16 protein-coding genes are annotated in these 18969 nt (G+C 66.6%); 8 read left to right on the top strand and 8 right to left on the bottom strand.

All coding sequences use genetic code 11. The features are described from left to right. Positions 1 to 17: 17 nt before the first annotated feature. Positions 18 to 1028: a deoxyribose-phosphate aldolase gene (gene deoC, locus AC3AP7_RS01930; RefSeq protein ID WP_475766102.1), complete on the bottom strand. Its 1011-nt coding sequence runs from the start codon at positions 1026 to 1028 to the stop codon at positions 18 to 20. A gap of 611 nt (positions 1029 to 1639) precedes the next feature. On the opposite strand from deoC, the gene waaC reads away from it, so the two are divergent. The 4 genes from waaC (at position 1640) to AC3AP7_RS01910 (ending at position 6387) form a co-directional block, all read left to right on the top strand. After that, a complete protein-coding gene (gene waaC / locus AC3AP7_RS01925) occupies positions 1640 to 2632 on the top strand; it encodes a lipopolysaccharide heptosyltransferase I (protein WP_475766104.1) in 993 nt (330 codons plus the stop codon). Next, the gene (locus tag AC3AP7_RS01920; RefSeq protein ID WP_475766106.1) at positions 2604 to 3752 is read left to right on the top strand and encodes a glycosyltransferase family 4 protein; all 1149 of its coding nucleotides are present in this window, start codon (positions 2604 to 2606) and stop codon (positions 3750 to 3752) included. The genes waaC and AC3AP7_RS01920 overlap by 29 nt, the downstream gene beginning before the upstream one ends. Beyond that, positions 3749 to 4759, top strand: coding sequence for a glycosyltransferase family 4 protein (locus AC3AP7_RS01915; protein WP_475766108.1), 1011 nt, complete (start codon positions 3749 to 3751; stop codon positions 4757 to 4759). Before AC3AP7_RS01920 ends, AC3AP7_RS01915 begins: the two co-directional genes overlap by 4 nt. A gap of 293 nt (positions 4760 to 5052) precedes the next feature. After that, positions 5053 to 6387, top strand: coding sequence for an O-antigen ligase family protein (locus AC3AP7_RS01910; RefSeq protein WP_475766110.1), 1335 nt, complete (start codon positions 5053 to 5055; stop codon positions 6385 to 6387). Between the two features lie 64 nt (positions 6388 to 6451). On the opposite strand, the gene AC3AP7_RS01905 is transcribed toward AC3AP7_RS01910, so the two are convergent. From AC3AP7_RS01905 to AC3AP7_RS01880, 6 genes are all read right to left on the bottom strand, one after another. Beyond that, on the bottom strand, positions 6452 to 7219 hold the full coding sequence (locus tag AC3AP7_RS01905) for an ABC transporter ATP-binding protein (protein WP_475766112.1): 768 nt from the start codon (positions 7217 to 7219) through the stop codon (positions 6452 to 6454). A 39-nt stretch (positions 7220 to 7258) separates the two neighbouring features. Next, positions 7259 to 7972 carry an ABC transporter permease gene (locus tag AC3AP7_RS01900; protein WP_475766114.1) on the bottom strand — a complete coding sequence of 238 codons (714 nt, stop codon included), beginning with the start codon at positions 7970 to 7972 and terminating at the stop codon, positions 7259 to 7261. Beyond that, positions 7969 to 8658 (bottom strand): ABC transporter permease, encoded by a 690-nt coding sequence (locus AC3AP7_RS01895; RefSeq protein ID WP_475766116.1) that lies wholly within the window; start codon positions 8656 to 8658, stop codon positions 7969 to 7971. The genes AC3AP7_RS01900 and AC3AP7_RS01895 overlap by 4 nt, the downstream gene beginning before the upstream one ends. 90 nt (positions 8659 to 8748) lie before the next feature. Further along, a complete protein-coding gene (locus AC3AP7_RS01890; RefSeq protein WP_475766118.1) occupies positions 8749 to 9522 on the bottom strand; it encodes an ABC transporter substrate-binding protein in 774 nt (257 codons plus the stop codon). A gap of 456 nt (positions 9523 to 9978) precedes the next feature. Further along, positions 9979 to 11085, bottom strand: a complete 1107-nt coding sequence (locus AC3AP7_RS01885) for a porin (RefSeq protein ID WP_475766120.1) — start codon at positions 11083 to 11085, stop codon at positions 9979 to 9981. 110 nt (positions 11086 to 11195) lie between these two features. Then, positions 11196 to 12446 carry an MFS transporter gene (locus AC3AP7_RS01880; protein WP_475767842.1) on the bottom strand — a complete coding sequence of 417 codons (1251 nt, stop codon included), beginning with the start codon at positions 12444 to 12446 and terminating at the stop codon, positions 11196 to 11198. 280 nt (positions 12447 to 12726) lie between these two features. Here AC3AP7_RS01880 and AC3AP7_RS01875 point away from each other — a divergent pair, with 280 nt between their 5' ends. The 3 genes from AC3AP7_RS01875 (at position 12727) to AC3AP7_RS01865 (ending at position 15679) form a co-directional block, all read left to right on the top strand. Continuing rightward, entirely contained in the window at positions 12727 to 13497 is a 771-nt protein-coding gene (locus tag AC3AP7_RS01875; RefSeq protein WP_475766122.1) for a GntR family transcriptional regulator, read from the top strand. 84 nt (positions 13498 to 13581) lie between these two features. Then, complete coding sequence (locus tag AC3AP7_RS01870; RefSeq protein WP_475766124.1) at positions 13582 to 14625, top strand: aromatic ring-hydroxylating dioxygenase subunit alpha; 1044 nt, start codon at positions 13582 to 13584, stop codon at positions 14623 to 14625. A gap of 97 nt (positions 14626 to 14722) precedes the next feature. Continuing rightward, complete coding sequence (locus AC3AP7_RS01865; protein WP_475766126.1) at positions 14723 to 15679, top strand: PDR/VanB family oxidoreductase; 957 nt, start codon at positions 14723 to 14725, stop codon at positions 15677 to 15679. An 83-nt stretch (positions 15680 to 15762) separates the two neighbouring features. Here the strand turns inward: AC3AP7_RS01865 and AC3AP7_RS01860 are convergent, their stop codons facing one another. Further along, positions 15763 to 16431 carry a VTT domain-containing protein gene (locus AC3AP7_RS01860; protein WP_475766128.1) on the bottom strand — a complete coding sequence of 223 codons (669 nt, stop codon included), beginning with the start codon at positions 16429 to 16431 and terminating at the stop codon, positions 15763 to 15765. Positions 16432 to 16760: 329 nt separating this feature from the next. On the opposite strand from AC3AP7_RS01860, the gene mutL reads away from it, so the two are divergent. Next, a complete protein-coding gene (gene mutL / locus AC3AP7_RS01855; protein ID WP_475766130.1) occupies positions 16761 to 18968 on the top strand; it encodes a DNA mismatch repair endonuclease MutL in 2208 nt (735 codons plus the stop codon). Position 18969: the final 1 nt, after the last annotated feature.

The raw sequence follows: 18969 nt of genomic DNA, 5'->3' as shown, positions 1-18969 counted from the left end.
ATGCGGCGCGAGCCGCGTCACGCGACGGGATGACGGTTGAACGCGGAGTAACGGCCGCTCACGTGATGCTCGAGCTGGCGTTCGATGTCGGCGAGCAGGCTCGATGCGCCGAAACGGAACAGGTCCGGTTCGAGCCACCGGCGGCCCAGCTCCTCCTTCATCAGGATCTGAAAGGCAAGCGCGGTCTTTGCCGTCGATACGCCGCCCGCCGGCTTGAAGCCGACCCGCTCGCCGGTGCGCTCCATGTAGTCGCGGATCATGCGCACCATCACGAGCGACACGTCGAGCGTCGCGTTGACGGACTCCTTGCCGGTCGACGTCTTGATGAAATCCGCGCCGGCCATCATGCACACCATCGATGCGCGCGCAACGTTCGACAGCGTGCGGATGTCGCCGGTCGCGAGGATCGCCTTCAGGTGCGCCGGTCCGCAGGCGGCGCGAAATTCGCGCACTTCGTCGTACAGCGCGGACCAGTTGCCCGTCAGCACGTATTCGCGGGTGACGACGATATCGATCTCCTGCGCGCCGTCGGCCACCGACGCCTCGATCTCCTTCAGCTTCAGCGGATGCGGAATCAGCCCGGCGGGAAAGCCGGTCGATACAGCCGCGACCGGAACGCCGCTGCCCGCGAGCGCATCCACGGCCGCCGCGACAAAGCGGTGATAGACGCACACCGCGCCGGTGGTGAGCGCGTGCGGCGCCACGCCCAGCGCAGCGAGCAGATCCGCGCGCACCGGCTGGCGCGCTTTCGCGCACAGACGGCGCACGCGCCCCTCGGTGTCGTCGCCGTTCAGCGTGGTGAGGTCGATGCACGAGACGGCTTTCAGCAGCCAGGCCGCCTGCGCGTCTTTCTTGACGGTGCGGCGCGTGCCGAGCGTCGCGGTGCGCCGCTCGACCGCCGACTGGTTCACGCGCAGGCCGTCGAGCCAGGATGCGTCGAACGGTACGCCGCGATTGCGCACCGGATGGGCAGCCGTGCCGCGGTGCAGCGCGACGACCGATGAGCTCGAAAGAGAGACTTCAGGCATGTGACATCCGTTGGGACCGCGCGAGACGCGGTGAAAATGGTGCGATACACACTTGCTGGCGATCGGTTGTTATCATGCATCGTACATCAGTTGATAGAATTATAACAAGTGTTGTGATGCTTTTTTCTGGATGGGAAGCGCTCCGGGTCCGCAGAGGCCCGTCGCGGGCACCGCGGAAGGCGTGGTCGTCATTACCGGGAACAGCCGCGCGCGCCGGCTTCGCCACGCGGGCCACACGGCGCCGGATCGCCTCCGCGTGAAGGCTGCGGGCCCGCTGGCAATAGGTGGGGGGCTCAGGTATCATCTCGGCCGGTACAGATTTCCAGATGGGCCGGCGACCCCACGGGGCTGAAAGCATCACGAAAGCCTGCGTCCCGCCAGGCGGCAAACCCGGTGTCGCAGCCGCGCGCTGGAAATGACCGAAAAGGGACCGGCGACGGCGATCGCCGTCGCCACACACATTGTCCTGAACAGCCCTGCTGCGCGGCGCAACGTTCCCGCGCCTTGCGCGTGGCCGCGCGCCCTGCCGGCACCGCGCCGGTCGCCGCGTCGCGTCGCGTTCAACCCGGCTTTCGTGAATTCCGCTTTTCCGCTTGTGGGCGAATCAGACGATGCACCGAATCCTGATAGTGAAAGTCACCTCCCTCGGTGACATCGTGCACGGGCAGCCCGTCGTGGCCGACCTGCGTCGCGCCTTTCCGGAGGCGACGATCGACTGGGCCGTCGACGCGGCCTTCGCCGACATCCCGCGCTGGAATGCCGGGGTCGACCGGGTGCTGTGCGCGCCGCTCAGAGGCTTCAAGAAGAACCGCTCCGGCGCCGAATTCTCGGCGATCCTCGCGTCGATTGCCGAATTGCGGCGTGAGAAATACGATGTGGTGCTCGATCTGCAGGGTGTCTACAAGAGCGCGATCATTGCGTTCCTTGCCCGCTCGCGCAAGCGCTTTGGCTATCGCAACGCCGACCTCGGCGAGCGCGGCGCGGCATTCGCCTATACGCGCCGCTTCCCGCCGCGCGAGCCGCTGAATGCGTGGGACGGTTTGCGGCGCACGGTCGGCGACACGTTCGGCTATGCGGTTGAGGGCCCGGCGCGCTTCGATCTTGTGATTCCGCAAGCAGACGGCGCCGCGCACGCGATCCCGGACGAACCGTTCGCGATGCTGTTCCATGCCACCTCGAGCGCCGTGAAAAAGTGGCCCACCGCGCACTGGGTCGAACTCGGACGCGAGCTCGTCGAGCGCGGCCTCACACCACTCGTGCCCTGGGGGTCGGCGGCCGAGGAGCAGGAAGCGCTTGCCATCGCGAAGGACATTCCCGGCGCGCGCGTGCTGCCGCGCATGTCCATCACGCAGGTCGCGCAATATGTCGACCGGGCCGCGCTCGTCGTTGGCACCGACACCGGTTTCGTGCACCTCGCGAGCGCGCTGCAGCGCAAGACCGTGATGATCTTCACGGCTACCGCTCGCCGCTACTTCGGCGTGGAAGTGCCCGGAATCTCGACGTCGGTCGGCGACGATGGGGCCCCGCCCACGGTACGCGAGGTCATCGACGTCATCGCTTCGCTCGTCGATCACAATGAAAATACTGTTCACCAACTTTCATGAAGGGCGAGGAGGCGGTCACGACCGCTACGTTCTGACGCTCGCCAGCATGCTGGCGAGCCGTCACCAGATCACCGTGGCCGCCCCGCCTGCCAGCCGGCTGCTCGAACTGGTGCGCGCGGTGCCCGGCGTGACGGCGCTGCCGTTCCCCTTCCCCGCCAAGCTGAAAGACCTCGGCCGCATGCTCGCGGCGGTGCGTGCGTTGCGCGCGCTGCTGCGGCGCGAGCGCTACGACGTCGTGCATGTCAACGGCTCGCCGGATCATCGGCTGCTGATGTTCGCGCTGATGCCGCTGAACGCGCCGCGACCCTACATCGTCTGGACCAAACACAACTCGATTCCGATCAAGCGCGACTTCATCACCGCGTTGCGCGCGCGGCGCGCGACCGATCACGTCATTGCGGTCTCCGATTCGACCCGCGCGCTCGTGCACGAATCCGTGTACCGGCATTGTGCGTTGTCCGTGGTCAAGAACGGCGTTGATGTCGACGCGTTCAGGCCGGCAAATCCGGTCGAGGCGGCCGCCGCGCGCCTCGCGCTGCTCGGGCCCGCGCGCGCCGGCAAACTGGTGATCGGCAGCGTGACCGGATTCGACTGGTACAAGGGCACCATGGACGTGCTGGCTGCCGTTGCGGCCCTGCCCGACCCGCTGCGCGAGCAGGTGGAGGTGGTGGTCGTGGGCACCGCGCCGAACGACGCGCAGCAGCGCGAAATCGACCGGCTTGGCGTGCGCGGCCAGCTCACGATCGTCGGGTTCGTCGAGGACGTCAAAAGCTGTATCCAGACATTCGACATCGGTTACGTGGTGTCGTACGCCATCGAAACCGTGTCGTTCGCGTGCCGCGAAATGATGGCCATGGGCAAGCCCGTCATCGTGACGCGCTACGCCGGCTTGCCCGAGAACGTGGACAACGGCGTGGATGGCTGGATCGTGCCGCCGCACGATCCGGCGTCGCTCGCGCAGGCGCTGGACGACATCCTCGCGCACCGGGCGCGCATCGACGCAATGGGCGCCGCCGCCCGCGCGAAGGCGATACGCGCATTTTCGAGCGAGCAGTTTGTCGCGCAGACGGAAGCGGTCTACCAGCGCTGCCCCGGCTCGCGTCCCGCGCAAAAACCATGAACCCGACCCGCCCCGACGACGTCATCCACATCATCAACGGGTTTCACAACCCGCATGGCGGAAGCGAGCAGGAAGCGCTCTATCTCGCCGCGCTGCTCGGCACGACGCATACGGTGAAGCTGTGGTCGTCGTCGTCGCGCAGTTCGCCCGAACTCACGCGCGCCCATCGCATCACGCGGCTCGGGCTCGCGCCTTCGCGCCATCCGGACGGCGGCACCTATGTGTTCGTGGGCGCGCACTGGCGCAACCGCCTGTGGCCGTTTCTCGCAGGCCGGCCACGCAGACTGGTCTACGTATTCAATACGTTTCACCCGAGGCTGCTCGACCTCACGTCCCGGCATGCGCCGCTGCTGCGTTGGCCGAAGACGGAGTACGTATTCATCTCCGAGTTCCAGAAGCGACAGGTGGGCGTCGAAGGGGTCGTGCAGCCGTCGCCGATCGATCTTGTGCGCTTCCGGCCGGCGGCGCACGCCGTGCCGCGCGACAGACTGGCCGTCGGCCGGATGAGCCGGGACACGCCCGACAAGCACGACGATCAGGACCTCGCCCTCTACCGCGAATGGGCGGCACAGGGGATCGAAGTCAGGCTGCAGGGCGGCACCTGCCTTGCGAACAGCCTTCAGGCGGAGCCATCGATCCATCTGCTGCGGGAAGGCACGCTTCCCGCAGCAGATTTCCTGCACTCGCTCGACATTTTCTACTACCGTACCGGCGCGCACGTCGAAACGTTCGGCCGCGTGGTCTTCGAGGCGATGGCGTGCGGCCTGCCGGTCGTCTGCCACCGGCGCGGCGGCTACAGCGACTGGATCCGCCACGGCGAAAACGGCTTTCTCTTCGACACGACGGATGAGGCCCGCACGCTGGTCGGGACGCTGATCGCCGACCCGGTGCTGCGCGCATCGATCGGGGTGCGCGCAAGGCAGACAGTCGAGGCGCTGTATTCCGCAGACGCATTGCGGAGCCGGGCCGCTTTCTTTACGGGTGCGCGCGCAACGGATCGCGCCTGAGCGCCACGACGTCGTCACGCCATACGCCGGAACGCACGCACGCGCCTGCCGGCTGCCGGCTGCCGTTCCCGCGGGCGGGTATGCGCGATCCGGGCAACCATGCAGCGGGTCTTGCCGCCTGACGATCTGCGTGCGCGCAACAATATCCGGCATAATCCGTGACATTCGCTTTCAGCGCAGGACGGCAAGCGCTTCGCCCGGTGCGGCCGCCTGAAGTGCGGGATCGCGGTCCCCACGGCGCCCCGACGTCGAAACGACGCGCTGAAAATACGACCGATATAGCATTCCAGATCATGCGACACACAAGTCTAGCAACGCCCGCCGGTGAAGGAGCGGCCACCCCGACCGGCGCAGCGCCCCCAGGCGGCAGCCACTGGCGCAATCCCGGAGAATCGCTCCCGCTGTTTCTCGCGCGCGCATCCGCGTTGCTGACCCTGTATGCGGTGCCGGTTTCGACGGCGGCCGTCAACGTCGGATCCGCGTTCATTCTGCTCTTCGCCGTCCTCTCGCCAGAAGCATGGCGAGCCTGCCGGCGCGTGCGCACGTCGCCCGCCAGCCTGATGGCGCTGATCCTGTTCGCCGTGCTCGCGCTCAGCATGACGTACAGTGTGGCAAGCCATCATGAAGCATTCAATTTCCTGCTGAAGTACCGGAAGATCCTGCTCGTGCCGGTGCTGTTCGTGCTCTTCGAGCGCGCGGGACCGGCGAAATGGGGACGTGCGGCGATCTGGGGATTGTTCGCCGTGCTCGTGCTCACCATGGTCCTGACCTACACGAACTTCTTCGGCTGGACCGCAGTTGGCCCCATGCACGGAAACGACCCGATCACGAAGCCGTGGGTCTTCAAGGACCACATTTCCGGCGGACTGATGATGGCGTTCCTCGTCTATCTGTCCGTCGCGCTCGCGAAGGTTCAGCCGCGCGCGGTCGCGCGCGGTGCGCTGTACGCCGTGGCCGCGCTGGCGCTCGTCAACGTGCTGTTCGTGCTGCAAGGCCGCACGGGCCAGGTTGTCGCCATCGCCTATATGGGCGGATTCGCCGCGCTCCAGTTGTTGAAAATCCGCCAGCGGGGCGCGCTGGCCCGCTGGGGCACGATTGCGCTGAGTATCCTGCTGTGCGTATTCGTGCTGTTTTACGCATTCGCGGACAAGCACTCGCGGCTGGCCGGCACGGGCCAGGAAATCCGGCAATTCGAGGTGCACAACAAGAATACGTCGATGGGCGTGCGCATCGAGTTCTATCGGCGCAGCCTCGATCTGATGCGCGCCCGGCCGATCGTCGGCTACGGTGTGGGCAGCGTGCGCACGGAATTCGAGTATTTTGCGGAGGACAGCACGGGCGGCCGGGCGGCCATGGCGAGCAATCCGCATAACGAGATCCTGCTGATGGGCGTGCAGCTCGGATTGCCCGGAATCGTGCTGCTGGCGTGCTTTCTCGGGGCGATCGCGCGCGAGGGCTGGCGTCTGGACGAACCGGCGCGCTCCGCGGTGTACGGCTACTGGATCGCGTTCGTGCTGAGCTGTTTTGCGAATTCGTCGCTACTGAACTTCACGGAAGGCAATCTGCTGGTCCTGTTGTCCGGCATCGTGCTGTTCAGCTATCGCAAGGCGCCGGGCCCCGTCGTCTGAATTCCGCGCGGGAGGGCGCATGACGGCGCCCGCCTCGCGCATCGTCATCGCGAGGCGCGGCCGCCTATTTCAACCGCCCCGCCAGGAACTGCTGCAACCGCTCGCTGCGCGGATTGACCAGCACGTCGCGCGGATGGCCCTCTTCCTCGATCCTGCCCTGATGCAGGAACACGACGTGATTCGATACGTTGCGCGCGAAACCCATCTCGTGCGTGACGACGATCATCGTGCGGCCCTCTTCGGCCAGCGCCTGCATCACTTTCAGCACCTCGCCGACCAGTTCGGGATCGAGCGCCGAGGTCGGCTCGTCGAACAGCATCACGTCCGGCTCCATCGCGAGCGCGCGCGCGATCGCGACGCGCTGCTGCTGGCCGCCCGAAAGATGCGACGGATATTTCTGCTCCACCGAGGCAGGCAGGCCGACCTTCGTCAGGTACTTGCGGGCGCGCTCCTGCGCCTGCGCGCGGCTCAGTCCGAGCACGCTGACCGGCGCTTCGACGATGTTTTCGAGCACCGTCATGTGCGCCCACAGATTGAAGTGCTGAAACACCATCGAAAGCCGGGTGCGCATCGTCTGCAACTGGCGCGGATCGCTCACCCGCAGCGATCCGCTGCGATCGGCGCGGGTTTCGACGAGCTCGCCGTTGAGCGTCACGCGCCCCGAGCACGGCGATTCGAGAAAGTTGATGCAGCGCAGGAACGTGCTCTTTCCCGAACCGCTCGACCCGATCAGGCTGATCACATCGCCGGGTTTCGCCTTTAGCGACACGCCCTTCAGGACCGCGTTGTCGCCGAACTTCTTGTGCAGGTCCTCGACCATCAGCTTGTACATGCTCTGTGTGCTCCATCGCGTCTGCGCAGGCAGACGGGTTCAGTGACCTTGAGGCTTCAGGAAAGCCAGCAGGCGCGTTTCGACGCGGCGAAACAGCGCGATCAGCGCGAACACGATCACCGCATACAGCGCGGCGGCGATCCCGTATGCCTGGAAAGTCGCGTAGGTTGCCGAATTGACGTCGCGCGCGACCTTCAGGATGTCCGGCACCGTCGCGGTAAACGCCAGCGTGGTCGCGTGCAGCATCAGGATTACTTCGTTGCTGTACGCAGGCAGCGCGCGCCGCAGCGCGGACGGCAGGATGATCCGTCGATACAGCGTGAAGCGCGACATGCCGAACGCGAGCGCCGCTTCGATTTCGCCGTGTGCGGTCTGCCGGATCGAACCGGCAAAGATTTCGGTGGCGTACGCGCACTCGTTCAGCGTGAAAGCGAGCAACGTACAGTTCATCGCATTGCGGAAAAAGTCGTTCAGCAGCGCATGCGCATGCACGAAATGCAGGCTGTAGAGGCCCGTATAGCAGAGCAGCAGCTGCACATACAGTGGCGTGCCGCGGAACACATACGTGTAAAGCCACACCGGCAGCGAGATGAAGCGGTTCGACGACGCGCGCGCGATTGCGAGCGGCACCGCGAGGCAAAAGCCGAGCCCGATCGACACGACCAGCAGCCACAGCGTCACCACGAGGCCGCTGTAGTTGAAGCCGTCCGTGTACAGATAGTTTTGCCAGTATTGCCGTACGATTTCGATCACAGCGCGACCCTCCGTACCCCGGTCGAATAGCGCTTCTCCAGACGATGCAGCACGAGGTTCGATGCCGTCGTGATCGCCAGATAGATCGCGCCCGTGACCAGCGTGAAAAAGAAGAATTCGAGCGTGCTCTTGCCCGCGTCCTGCGAAGCCTTCACGACGTCGGCGAGGCCGATGATCGACACGAGCGCGGTCGCCTTCACGAGCACCTGCCAGTTGTTGCCGATGCCCGGCAGCGCGTAGCGCATCATTTGCGGAAACAGGATCCGGGCGAACACGCGCCGCGCGCTCATGCCGTAGGCGAAGCCCGCTTCGAGCTGGCCGCGCGGCACCGCGAGGAACGCGCCGCGGAAGGTTTCGGTGAAGTACGCGCCGTAGATGAACCCGAGCGTGATCACGCCGGCCACGAACGGATCGATGTCGATCTGATCCATCCCGAGCGCGTCGGTGGCATGGTTCAGCATGATCTGCAAACCGTAGAAGAGCAGCAGCATCAGCACGAGATCCGGCACTGCGCGGATCAGCGTCGTATAGAGCGTGCCGAGCCGCGACAGCACGCGGTTCGACGACAGCTTCGCTGCCGCGCCGGCGAGTCCTAGCGCGAAAGCGGCAGCAAGCGACAGCGCGGCGAGCCGGATGGTTTCCCATGTGCCCGCGAGGAGCATGGGACCGAAGCCGTGAAAGAGCATGGGAGAACCCTCGGAAAAAAGCATGATGCGCGGCGGCCAGGACCTGCAGCGCGCGCATCCGCACACGCCGCGCAGACAGGCACCGGCCGTCTAGCTGCCGTACACGTCGAACGTGAAGTACTTCTGCTCGATCTTCCTGTAGGTGCCGTCCTTGATCATCGACGAGATCGCGCCGTCGATCTTTTCCTTCAGGTCGGTGTCGTCCTTGCGCAAGCCGATGCCCGCGCCGTTGCCGAGCGTCTTCGGATCGTCGATGTCGGCGCCGGCGAACTGGAAGCCCGCGCCGCGCGGCGTCGCGAGAAAGCCCAGGTTGGCTTCGACCGCATCCTGCAGCGACGCGTCGAGGCGGCCCGACAGCAGGTCCGTGTAGACCTCGTCCTGGTTCTGGTACGACACGACCTTCACGCCCTTCGGCGCCCAGTAGGTCTTGGCGTAGGTTTCCTGGATCGTGCCCTGTTCGACGCCGACCGCCTTGCCCTGCAGCGATGCGGCCGTCGGCAGCAGGCCCGAGCCCTTCTTCGCGACGAGGCGCGTCGGCGTGTTGAACAGCTTGTCGGAGAACGCGATCTGCTCCTCGCGCTGCGGCGTCATCGACATCGACGACAGCACGCCGTCGAATTTCTTCGCCTTCAGCGCGGGGATCATCCCGTCGAAGTCGTTTTCAACCCACACGCACTTCGCGTGCAGGCGGCGGCAGATCTCGTTGCCGAGATCGATATCGAAACCCACGAGCTGGCCGCTCGCGCCCTTCGATTCGAACGGGGGATAGCTGGCGTCGACGCCGAAGCGGATTGTCGACCAGTCTTTCGCCTGCACGCCGGCAGCAGCGGCGGCGAGCGCGAGGCACAGCGCAAGTTTCTTCATCAGGGGTCTACCGTGACAGGGGAATGAGCGTTGCCGAAACGTATGGAACACACGACGGCCAAGGGTGCGGCAAGATCAGGTCGCCGTTAGCTTGTATAGACAAGATAAAGGATGAACGACTGATCCAGCAATCAGGGTTTGTGAGTACCTGGATGCCCTTAAATGAAGGGATATGGTCACATTCCGATGGGCCGCGCGACACGCCGTCCGTGTAATACGTCGCGCTAATGTCTAGACATATTTCGATTCGCTTACAACGCGTGCGTTTGCGCGACACCCGGTCCGCGATCTTGCGGCGGGTGCGGCTTGAGGGCGTCACGCGAGGAAAAGGGGGCCGCGGCGAACACGTCGGCGCGCGGCCAGCGCGGCCGCGCCGGCGGGTGGCGGCAAGGCGGCCACCGGGCCGCCTCGCGCAGGCGCGGATCAGAATGGGATCAGAAGTAGATTAGAGGCGGATCAGAAGCGGGTCTGCACGCCCACGCGCGCAATCACCTGAGTCGGTCCGCTCGACGAACCGGTCGGATCGAGCACGCCGTTGATCAGCGCCTGCGCGCCGCTGTTGGCGCGCTGGTACACGCCCTCGACATAGACCATCGTGCGCTTGGACAGAATATGGTCGAGCACCGCGGTCAACTGGTTCGCGTGATTGTTGTTCAGGTACGCGTCGCCCTTCATGTACATATAGTCCGCACCCAGTTCCCATTGCGGATCGAACAGCCACGTCGCGCCCAGTTCCCCTTCCGCGATCGCACCGCCGTTGTACGTGTTGCGCACGGTCGTCACGAGGGCGGTCGTGGTCAGGTTGCCGAACCGGTAGTGCGCACCGAGACCCCAGTTGCGCACGCCGACCTCGGGCTCGCCGGTGCTCAGATATTTGACTTCGGTATACGCGGCGCCAAGGCCAAGCGGACCGCGATCGAAATTCGCGCCGACGCTCACGGAGTTGCCGCTGCCGAACGATCCCGGCACGCCGCCGAACCCATACAGCGCGCCGAACCGGAAACCGCCGAGCGACGCCGACTGATACTTGATCGAGTTCTCCACCGTCGCGCCGGCCATCCGGTCCCAGTCGAATTGCGACGCGAACGGCGGGTTGCCGGGAATGTCGATCTTGCCGAACGGGCCCGCACGGAAGTTGTACAGGCCGCCTACGCCCATCGCCGCATCGTCGCCGCCGAAAAAGAGCGAATCGGTCATGAAATCGTACTGGTTGCCGAGCGTGACGCTGCCATAGCGGTCGCTCGTGAGTCCCACGTACGCGTTGCGGCCGAACAGGCCTTCGCCGGACAGGATCGATCCGGTGCCGAGCGTGAACTGGTCGACGAGGTTGAACACCGCATGCAAGCCGCCGCCCAGATCCTCGCTGCCCTTGATCCCCCACAGGTTCGGCACCATGATGCCGTCGTCGAACTTCACGTTCTTGCTGCCCCCCTCGTTGCTGACGTACGACACGCCAGCATCGATCAGGCCGTACAGCGTCACGCTGCTGCCCGCGCCCTCCGCGTGCGCCTGACCGACCGCGAACGCGCCGAGCGCGACACACCACATTGCACGGTATTTCATGAGCCTGCCTCCTTGTCGTTGTCTGACTATTGATTAGTAGTACGTTATATTCAGGATGCCTGAACCGGACCGTCATGACAGGTCCGACCCGGAATGCGACGCGCCGCGCCTTATTCGGTGACGGCGGCGGCGTTCGCAGCGCGACGCGCGACGAGGCGCGGCGCGGTTTCGAGCAGCGCGAGCGAGACGAACGCGCCGCAGATCAGGCCGCCGAGCGCAAACTGCAGCGTGAACTGGATGCCATAGTGCTGCGCGATGTAGCCCGCTACCGCCGGCGCGACACCCCCGCCGAAAATCTCGCCGGTGCCCGACGTAATCCCGATCGCCGACGCGACCAGGCCGAGCGGCGCCGCTTCGGTTGCGATGGGCCCGGTGAACAGCCCGAGCAGGCCGAGCGCGAAGAACGACACGACGAACAGCACGATGAACAGCAGCGTCGGATTCGCACCGACTCCCGCGAACAGATAGAGCGAGACCGCCGCGCCGACGAACGACACCACCGCGGTCGCGCGGCGGCCGATGAAGTCCGATACCCCTGCCAGTCCAAACTCGCCGAAGAACCCGCCGAAACCGATCGCCGACACGACGAAGCCCATGTGCTCGGTATCGAGATGCAGGTAATCGACCAGATAGTTCGGCACCATCGCGCCGATCACGAAGATGCCGGCCATCGCGCACAGTGTCGCGAGCATCGCGAGGACCACGTTGCGGCTGCGGAACAACGCACTCCAGCGCGGCTTTTCCGAGGTCCTGGCAGCGACGCTCTGGGCGAGTTCGCTGCGCGGATGGTCGCGCAGCAGCGCGGCGATCAGCACCGCGACGATCAGCCCCGGAATCGCCGACACCGCGAACACCCAGTGCCATGACGGCAGCACCCGCAGCAACTGGGTCGCGATGATCGGCGCGAGGCCGAGGCCCATCAGCGCAAACATGCTGAGTTGCAGCCCCTGGTTGAAACCGCGCCGCGACGGATGCGACGCCTCGCCGACCGCGGCGACGCTGGTCGGCGTGAACGCGCCTTCGGCAACGCCCATCACCGCGCGGATCAGCAGCAGGCTGAGAAAGCCGCTGGCGAAGCCCGAGAAACTCGAGAGCAGCGAGAACATCACCATCGCGCCGATCATGATGCGGCGCCGGCCGATGCGGTCCGACAGGCGGCCCATCGTGATCGAGAACACCCCCCAGGCAAGACTCAGAATGCCGATCAGCGAACCGAGCTGCTGATACGACAGATGGAGGTCTTTCATCATGTGAGGGAACAGCGGGGCGATGATCCAGCGGTCGAGCCCGACGAGGCCAAATCCGATGGCCAGCAGCACGAGCGTCTTGCGCTCGTAACGGGTGTCATGCTGCGGGGAAATCTGGGGCACGATAATGTCTCCTATTGTTCGCCTAAAGAACCCGGCTTCGCTTAACGAACTTTCTGCGCGAATTCTATGAAGATGCGTCTGACAGGTCAATGCGTAGTTTGCCCTGATGTACACAAAAAGCATCGAAATACGGCCTCCAATGTCCACGTAAACCCGCAATTGGCTGCAAATCGATTGATTGACGCGATTCGTTGTATACAATTTGTATCCACGAACGGCTGACTGGCCACCCAATCAGACCGCCTCACCCGACTGTTGAGCGAGCCTTTCCATGTCCGATCCCGACACCTCCGCCGTCGACGGCAAATCCGCCGCCAGCGCCTCGCAAACCGTGCGCGCGCTGCTCGGCTTGCGCGAACTGATCCTCGGCGGCGAACTGGGTCCCGGCGAGCGCATCTCGGAGCTATGGGTCGTCGAGCGTCTCGGCGTATCGCGTACGCCGGTGCGCGCCGGGCTGATCCGGCTGCAGGAAGAGGGGCTGATCGAGCCGATCCCGTCGGGCGGCTTCGCGGTGCGCGCGTTCAGCGAAACCGAAATCCAGGATTCGATCGAGCTGCGCGGCACGCTCGAAGGGCTCGCCGCGCGGCTGGCCGCCGAGCGCGGCATCACGCATTCGATGTACCGGGACCTGCGCGACTGCGTCGACGAAATCGACACCGTGCTGATCGGCGATCTCACTGACGACACGTTCTCTGCCTACGTCGACGCGAACGCCCGCTTTCACCGCCTGCTGGCCGCCGCCGCGGACAGCGCGGTCGTCGGGCGGCAGATCGAAAAGGTCGCGACGCTGCCGTTCGCATCGGCCAGCGCGTTCAGCGTCGTGCAGTCGCTCGACCCGCGCGCACGCGAGACGCTGGTGGTCGCGCAGGCCCAGCACCGCGCCGTGATCGAGGCCATCGAGAACCGCGAAGGCGCCCGCGCCGAAGCGCTGATGCGCGAGCACGCGAAGATCGCTCACCAGAACCTCAAACGCGTGCTGGACAACCAGCGTGCGATGGCGAAGCTGATCGGCGGCAACCTGATCCGCCGCAATCCGCGCTAGCCGGACCCCGCGAGGCCGGCACGCCGCGCCGCCCGCACTCGCTCAACCGAACAAACGGCGCATCGAAGCGCCAGGAGGAGACTGATGTTCCTGAAAAACGCGTGGTACGTCGCCTGCACGCCGGACGAAATCGCTGCGCGGCCGCTCGGCCGCCAGATCTGCGGCGAGCGCATCGTGTTCTACCGCGACGGCGCCGGCGCAGTCGCGGCACTCGAAGATTTCTGCCCGCATCGCGGTGCGCCGCTGTCGCTCGGCACCGTGCGCGACGGCCATCTGGTATGCGGCTATCACGGCCTCACGATGGGGGCCAACGGCCAGTGCGTGAGCATGCCGTGCCAGCGCGTCGGCGGCATCCCGTCGATCCGCACGTTCCCGGCGGTCGAACGCCACGGCTTCATCTGGGTGTGGCCCGGCGACGCCGCGCTCGCCGACCCCGCGAAGATCCATCCGCTCGAATGGGCGGAAAACCCGGCGTGGGCCTATGGCGGCGGCCTTTATCACATCCAGTGCGACTATCGCCTGATGATCGACAACCTGATGGACCTCACGCACGAAACCTACGTGCACGCGTCGAGCATCGGCCAGCCGGAGATCGAGGAAGCGGCGCCCGCCACCCGCATGAACGGCGACACCGTGACGACCAGCCGCTTCATGGAGAACATCGTGGCGCCGCCGTTCTGGGCCGCCGCGCTGCGCGGCAACGGCCTCGCCGACGACGTGCCGTGCGACCGCTGGCAAATCTGCCATTTCACGCCGCCCAGCCACGTGATGATCGAAGTGGGGGTCGCGCATGCCGGCAAGGGGGGCTACCACGCGGACCCCGCGCACAAGGTGTCGAGCATCGTCGTCGATTTCATCACGCCGGAAACGGAGACCTCGATCTGGTATTTCTGGGGCATGGCGCGCAATTTCGCCGTCGACGACGCCGCGCTCACCGACACGATCCGCATCGGCCAGGGGAAAATCTTCGCCGAAGACCTCGGCATGCTCGAAGCGCAGCAGCGCAACCTGCTGACCTGGCCGGAGCGCGCGTTGCTGAAGCTCAATATCGACGCGGGCGGCGTGCAGGCCCGGCGCGTGCTCGAACGCCTCGCCGCCGACGAACACACGCTGGCCGCCGCGCATTGACCGGCGGCGGGCGCGCCGTCACGACGCGCCCGCCGCGGTTCGATGTGTGTGCCATGCCTGGAATCCTGCCCGCCGCGCCCGACCTTGCCGAGACCCCATGAAAGCCGTCATTGCCCGCAAGCTGCCGCTTGCCACCGACATCTGCCTGTTCGAACTGGCGTCGGCCGACGCCGCGCCGCTGCCGCCGTTCAGCGCGGGCGCGCATATCGACGTCCACGTGGACGGCCGCATCCGCCAGTACTCGCTGTGCAACAGCCCTGCCGAAACCGGACACTACCGGATCGGCGTGCTGCGCGATCCGGCGTCGCGCGGCGGATCGATCGCCATGCATGCACTGCAGGAAGGGACCACGCTGGAAATCAGTACCCCGAAGAATCATTTTCCGCTCGCAGCACAGGCCTCCCACACGATCCTGCTCGCGGGCGGCATCGGCATCACGCCGATCCTGTGCATGGCCGAGCACCTGCTGCTCGCGGGACGTTCGTTCGAGTTGCATTACTGCACCCGCGAACCCGCGCGCACCGCGTTTCGCGAGCGTCTCGCCGCGCCTGAATTCGCGGCGCACGCGCGCATCTATCACGACACTGCGGAACCGCACGCGCGCCTCGATTTGCGCGCCGTGCTCGCCCGTCCGCAGGCGGATACGCATGCCTATGTCTGCGGCCCGACCGGCTTCATCGACGCGGTGCTCGGCACGGCCACCGCCGCCGGGTGGCACGCGGCGAACCTGCATCGGGAATATTTCGGCGCGGCGCCCGTGGAGAAAAAGGATGCGCAGCCGAACGACCACGCGTTCCAGGTCAAGCTCGCGCACTCTGGCCGCGTCGTCGACGTCCCCGCCGGTACGAGCGTGATCGACGCGCTGCGCGCGCACGGCGTGGAGGTTGCGACGTCCTGCGAGCAGGGCGTATGCGGAACCTGCCTCACGCGCGTGCTGGACGGCGAGCCCGAGCACCGCGACGTCTATCTCACCGACGACGAGCGCGCCGCCAACGACCAGTTCCTGCCCTGCTGCTCACGCGCGAAAAGCGCACTGCTGGTACTCGATCTGTAGATCTGCGGCCGACACGCGGCCGACGCGCGGCTGGCGGCGGCGCGTCGGCGAGCGCGCCAGCCGGCGCGCTCGCCTGATGCCGTTCAGCGGCCGCGCTGCACCGCCGGCTTGCGCAGCATCTTCCACAGCGCGCCGAGCACCACCGGCACGATCGCGGCGCCTGCGCCGACCAGCACGATCACGTTCAGGTACTGGCGGATAAATGGAATGTTGCCGAAGAAGTAGCCGAGCAGCACCAGCAGCAGCACCCACAGCAGCGCGCCGATGAAGTTGAAGAACTGGAAGCGGCTCACGCCCATCTCGGACGCGCCCGCGACGAACGGCGCAAAGGTGCGCACGACCGGAATGAAACGCGCGAGCACGATCGTCTTGCCGCCGTGGCGCTCGTAGAAATTGTGGGTCTTGCGCAGCGCCGCGCGATCGAGAAAGCGTTCGAGCACCGGCAAATGGGTGTTGAACACCTTCGGCCCGAGCGCCCGGCCAATCAGGTAGTTGACGGTATTGCCGCCGATGGCCGCCACGAGCAGCAGCACGATCAGCAGCAACAGGTTCATTTCGCCGCTCGCGCTGAACGCACCGCCGATGAACAGCAGCGAATCGCCCGGCAGGAACGGCAGCACGACGAGCCCGGTTTCGCAGAACACGATCATGAACAGCACCGCGTAGACCCATCCGCCGTACTGGTGAATGAAAATGCCGAGGAACTTGTCGATGTGCAAGACAAGATTCACGAACTGCAGCAGCGTGTCCAAATGCGTCCCTTATTGAGCGAGTCACCGGAACCGGCGCGCCGCGATGGCGCGCGCGGGTGGCGTGGAAATTGACCGCGCCATGATACCGAAAGTGCCCGTACGCGATAAGAAAACCGCGCGCGCGACCCCACACGGCCGGTCTCGATGCGACGGCCCGGGTGCGGCGACCCGCGCGCAGCCGGGTTGCCGGGTTGCCGGGTTGCCGGGTTGCCGGGTTGCCGGGTTGCCGGGTTGCCGGGTTGCCGGGTTGCCGGGTTGCCGGGTTGCCGCGCAGCCGGGTTGCCGGGCAACCCGGCGGCCGGCGCGCGGCGAATCGCTATAATTTCGCCATGTCCGAATTCTCCGACTCCTCCGCCAACGCCGCGGCTTCGGCCAAAGCCACCGCTTCCGCCGACGCCGCAGCTGCGGCCCCCGCCCTGCGCCCGCCGCGCGCGATTCAGCCGCTGCCGGATCTGCTGATCAGCCAGATCGCCGCCGGCGAGGTCGTCGAGCGACCCGCATCGGTCGTCAAGGAGCTGCTCGAAAACGCGGTGGACGCCGGCGCGCAGACGCTGCGCATCCTGCTCGACGAAGGCGGCATCAAACGCATCTCGATCGCCGACGACGGCTGCGGGATCCCCGAGCGCGAGCTCACGCTCGCGCTGATGCGCCACGCGACCAGCAAGATCCGCTCGCTGGCCGAACTCGAAGCGGTCGGCACGCTCGGGTTTCGCGGCGAAGCGCTCGCGTCGATTGCATCGGTGTCGGAACTCTTCATCACGAGCCGCCCCGAAGACGCGCCGCACGCGGTGCGCATCGACGCGCAGACCGGCGTGCTCGCGCCTGCCGCCGGCACGCGCGGCACGACGGTCGAGGTGCGCGAGCTGTATTTCAACACCCCCGCGCGCCGCAAGTTTCTGAAGAGCGAGCAGACCGAACTCGGCCATTGCCTGGAGATGATCCGCCGGGTCGCGCTGGCGCGGCCCGACATCGCGATTTCGGTGCTGCACAACGGCCGTGCGGTCGAGCACTGGAACACGTCCGATCCCGCGACGCGCGTCGCGAAGATTCTCGGCGACACCTTCGCCACCGCCCATCTGCCGCTCGACGAATCGGCCGGCCCGCTCGCCGTCTACGGCTGCGCCGGACTGCCGACCGCGAGCCGCGGCCGCGCGGACCAGCAGTACTTCTTCGTGAACGGCCGCTTCGTGCGCGACAAGCTGCTGACGCACGCGGTGCGCGCCGCATACGAGGACGTGCTGCATGGCGAACGCTACCCGTCCTACGTGCTGTTCCTCGACCTGCCCCCCGAGGCGGTCGACGTGAACGTCCATCCGTCGAAGATCGAGGTCCGGTTTCGCGACTCGCGCTCGATCCATCAATTCGTGTTCCATGCCGTGCAGCGCGCGCTCGCGCGGCACGCCGGCGCCTCGCCCGACACCACGGCGGGCGGCCATGCCGCCCACCTCGCGCCGCTCGCAGGCGGACTCGCGACGCTCGGCGCCGTGCCGGGCGCCGGGACTTCGGGCTCTGGCTCTGGCTTTGGCCCCGGTTCCGGCTCCGGCTCCGGCTCCGGCTCCGGCTCCGGCTCCGGCCCCGGCTCCGGCTCTGGCTTTGCTCCCGGCTCCGGCTTTGCTCCCGGCTCTGGCTCCGGCCCCGGCTTGTCCGGCGCGCGCGGTGCATTCGGCTCGCCCGGTGCGGGCGGCAGCCGCGCCGGCGAGCCGGGACGCGACAGCATGCGCGCAAGCGGCTCGCCCGGCGGCACCACGTGGCTGCGCGACGCCCGCATGACCCAGGGCACGCTGCCGGTCGCGCAGCCGCTCGCGCTCTACGATGCGCTGTTCGGCCGCAAGGACAGCGGCGCGGGTACGCCCGACGGCGCCACCACGCTCGAAGCACGCGATCCGGCAGCCGAGGCGCCATCGCTGTTCGCGCCGCCGGCGGGCCATGCCGCATCCGTCGACTTCAGCGACGCCCAGCCGCTCGGCTTCGCGCTCGGCCAGCTGCACGGCATCTACGTGCTCGCGCAGAACGCGCGCGGGCTGGTGCTCGTGGACATGCACGCCGCGCACGAGCGCATCCTGTACGAGCAGTTCAAGCATGCGCTCGCCGACCGCGCGATCGCGGTGCAGCCGCTGCTGATTCCCGCGACGATGCCGGCCAGTCCGGTCGAAATCGGTCTCGTCGACGAAGCGCGCGACACGCTCGACGCGCTCGGCTTCGACCTCGCGGTGCTGTCGCCGACGACGCTCGCGATCCGCGCGGTCCCCGCACTGCTGAAGGACGCCGATCTGCCGGCGCTCGCCCGCGCGGTCCTCGCCGACCTGCAGGCATACGGCAGCTCGCGCGTGCTGACCGAGCGGCAACACGAACTGCTCGGCACGCTCGCCTGTCATCACGCGGTGCGCGCCAACCGCCGCCTGACGCTCGACGAGATGAACGCGCTGCTGCGCCAGATGGAGGTCACCGAGCGCGCGGACCAGTGCAATCACGGCCGCCCGACCTGGTATCAGCTGACGCTCGCGGATCTCGACCGGCTGTTCATGCGCGGTCAATGAT

The organism is Paraburkholderia sp. PAMB 6770 (genome assembly GCF_057748135.1).
The sequence above is the reverse complement of the archived record's forward strand: the minus strand, read 5'-3'. Positions and strand labels throughout refer to the sequence as shown.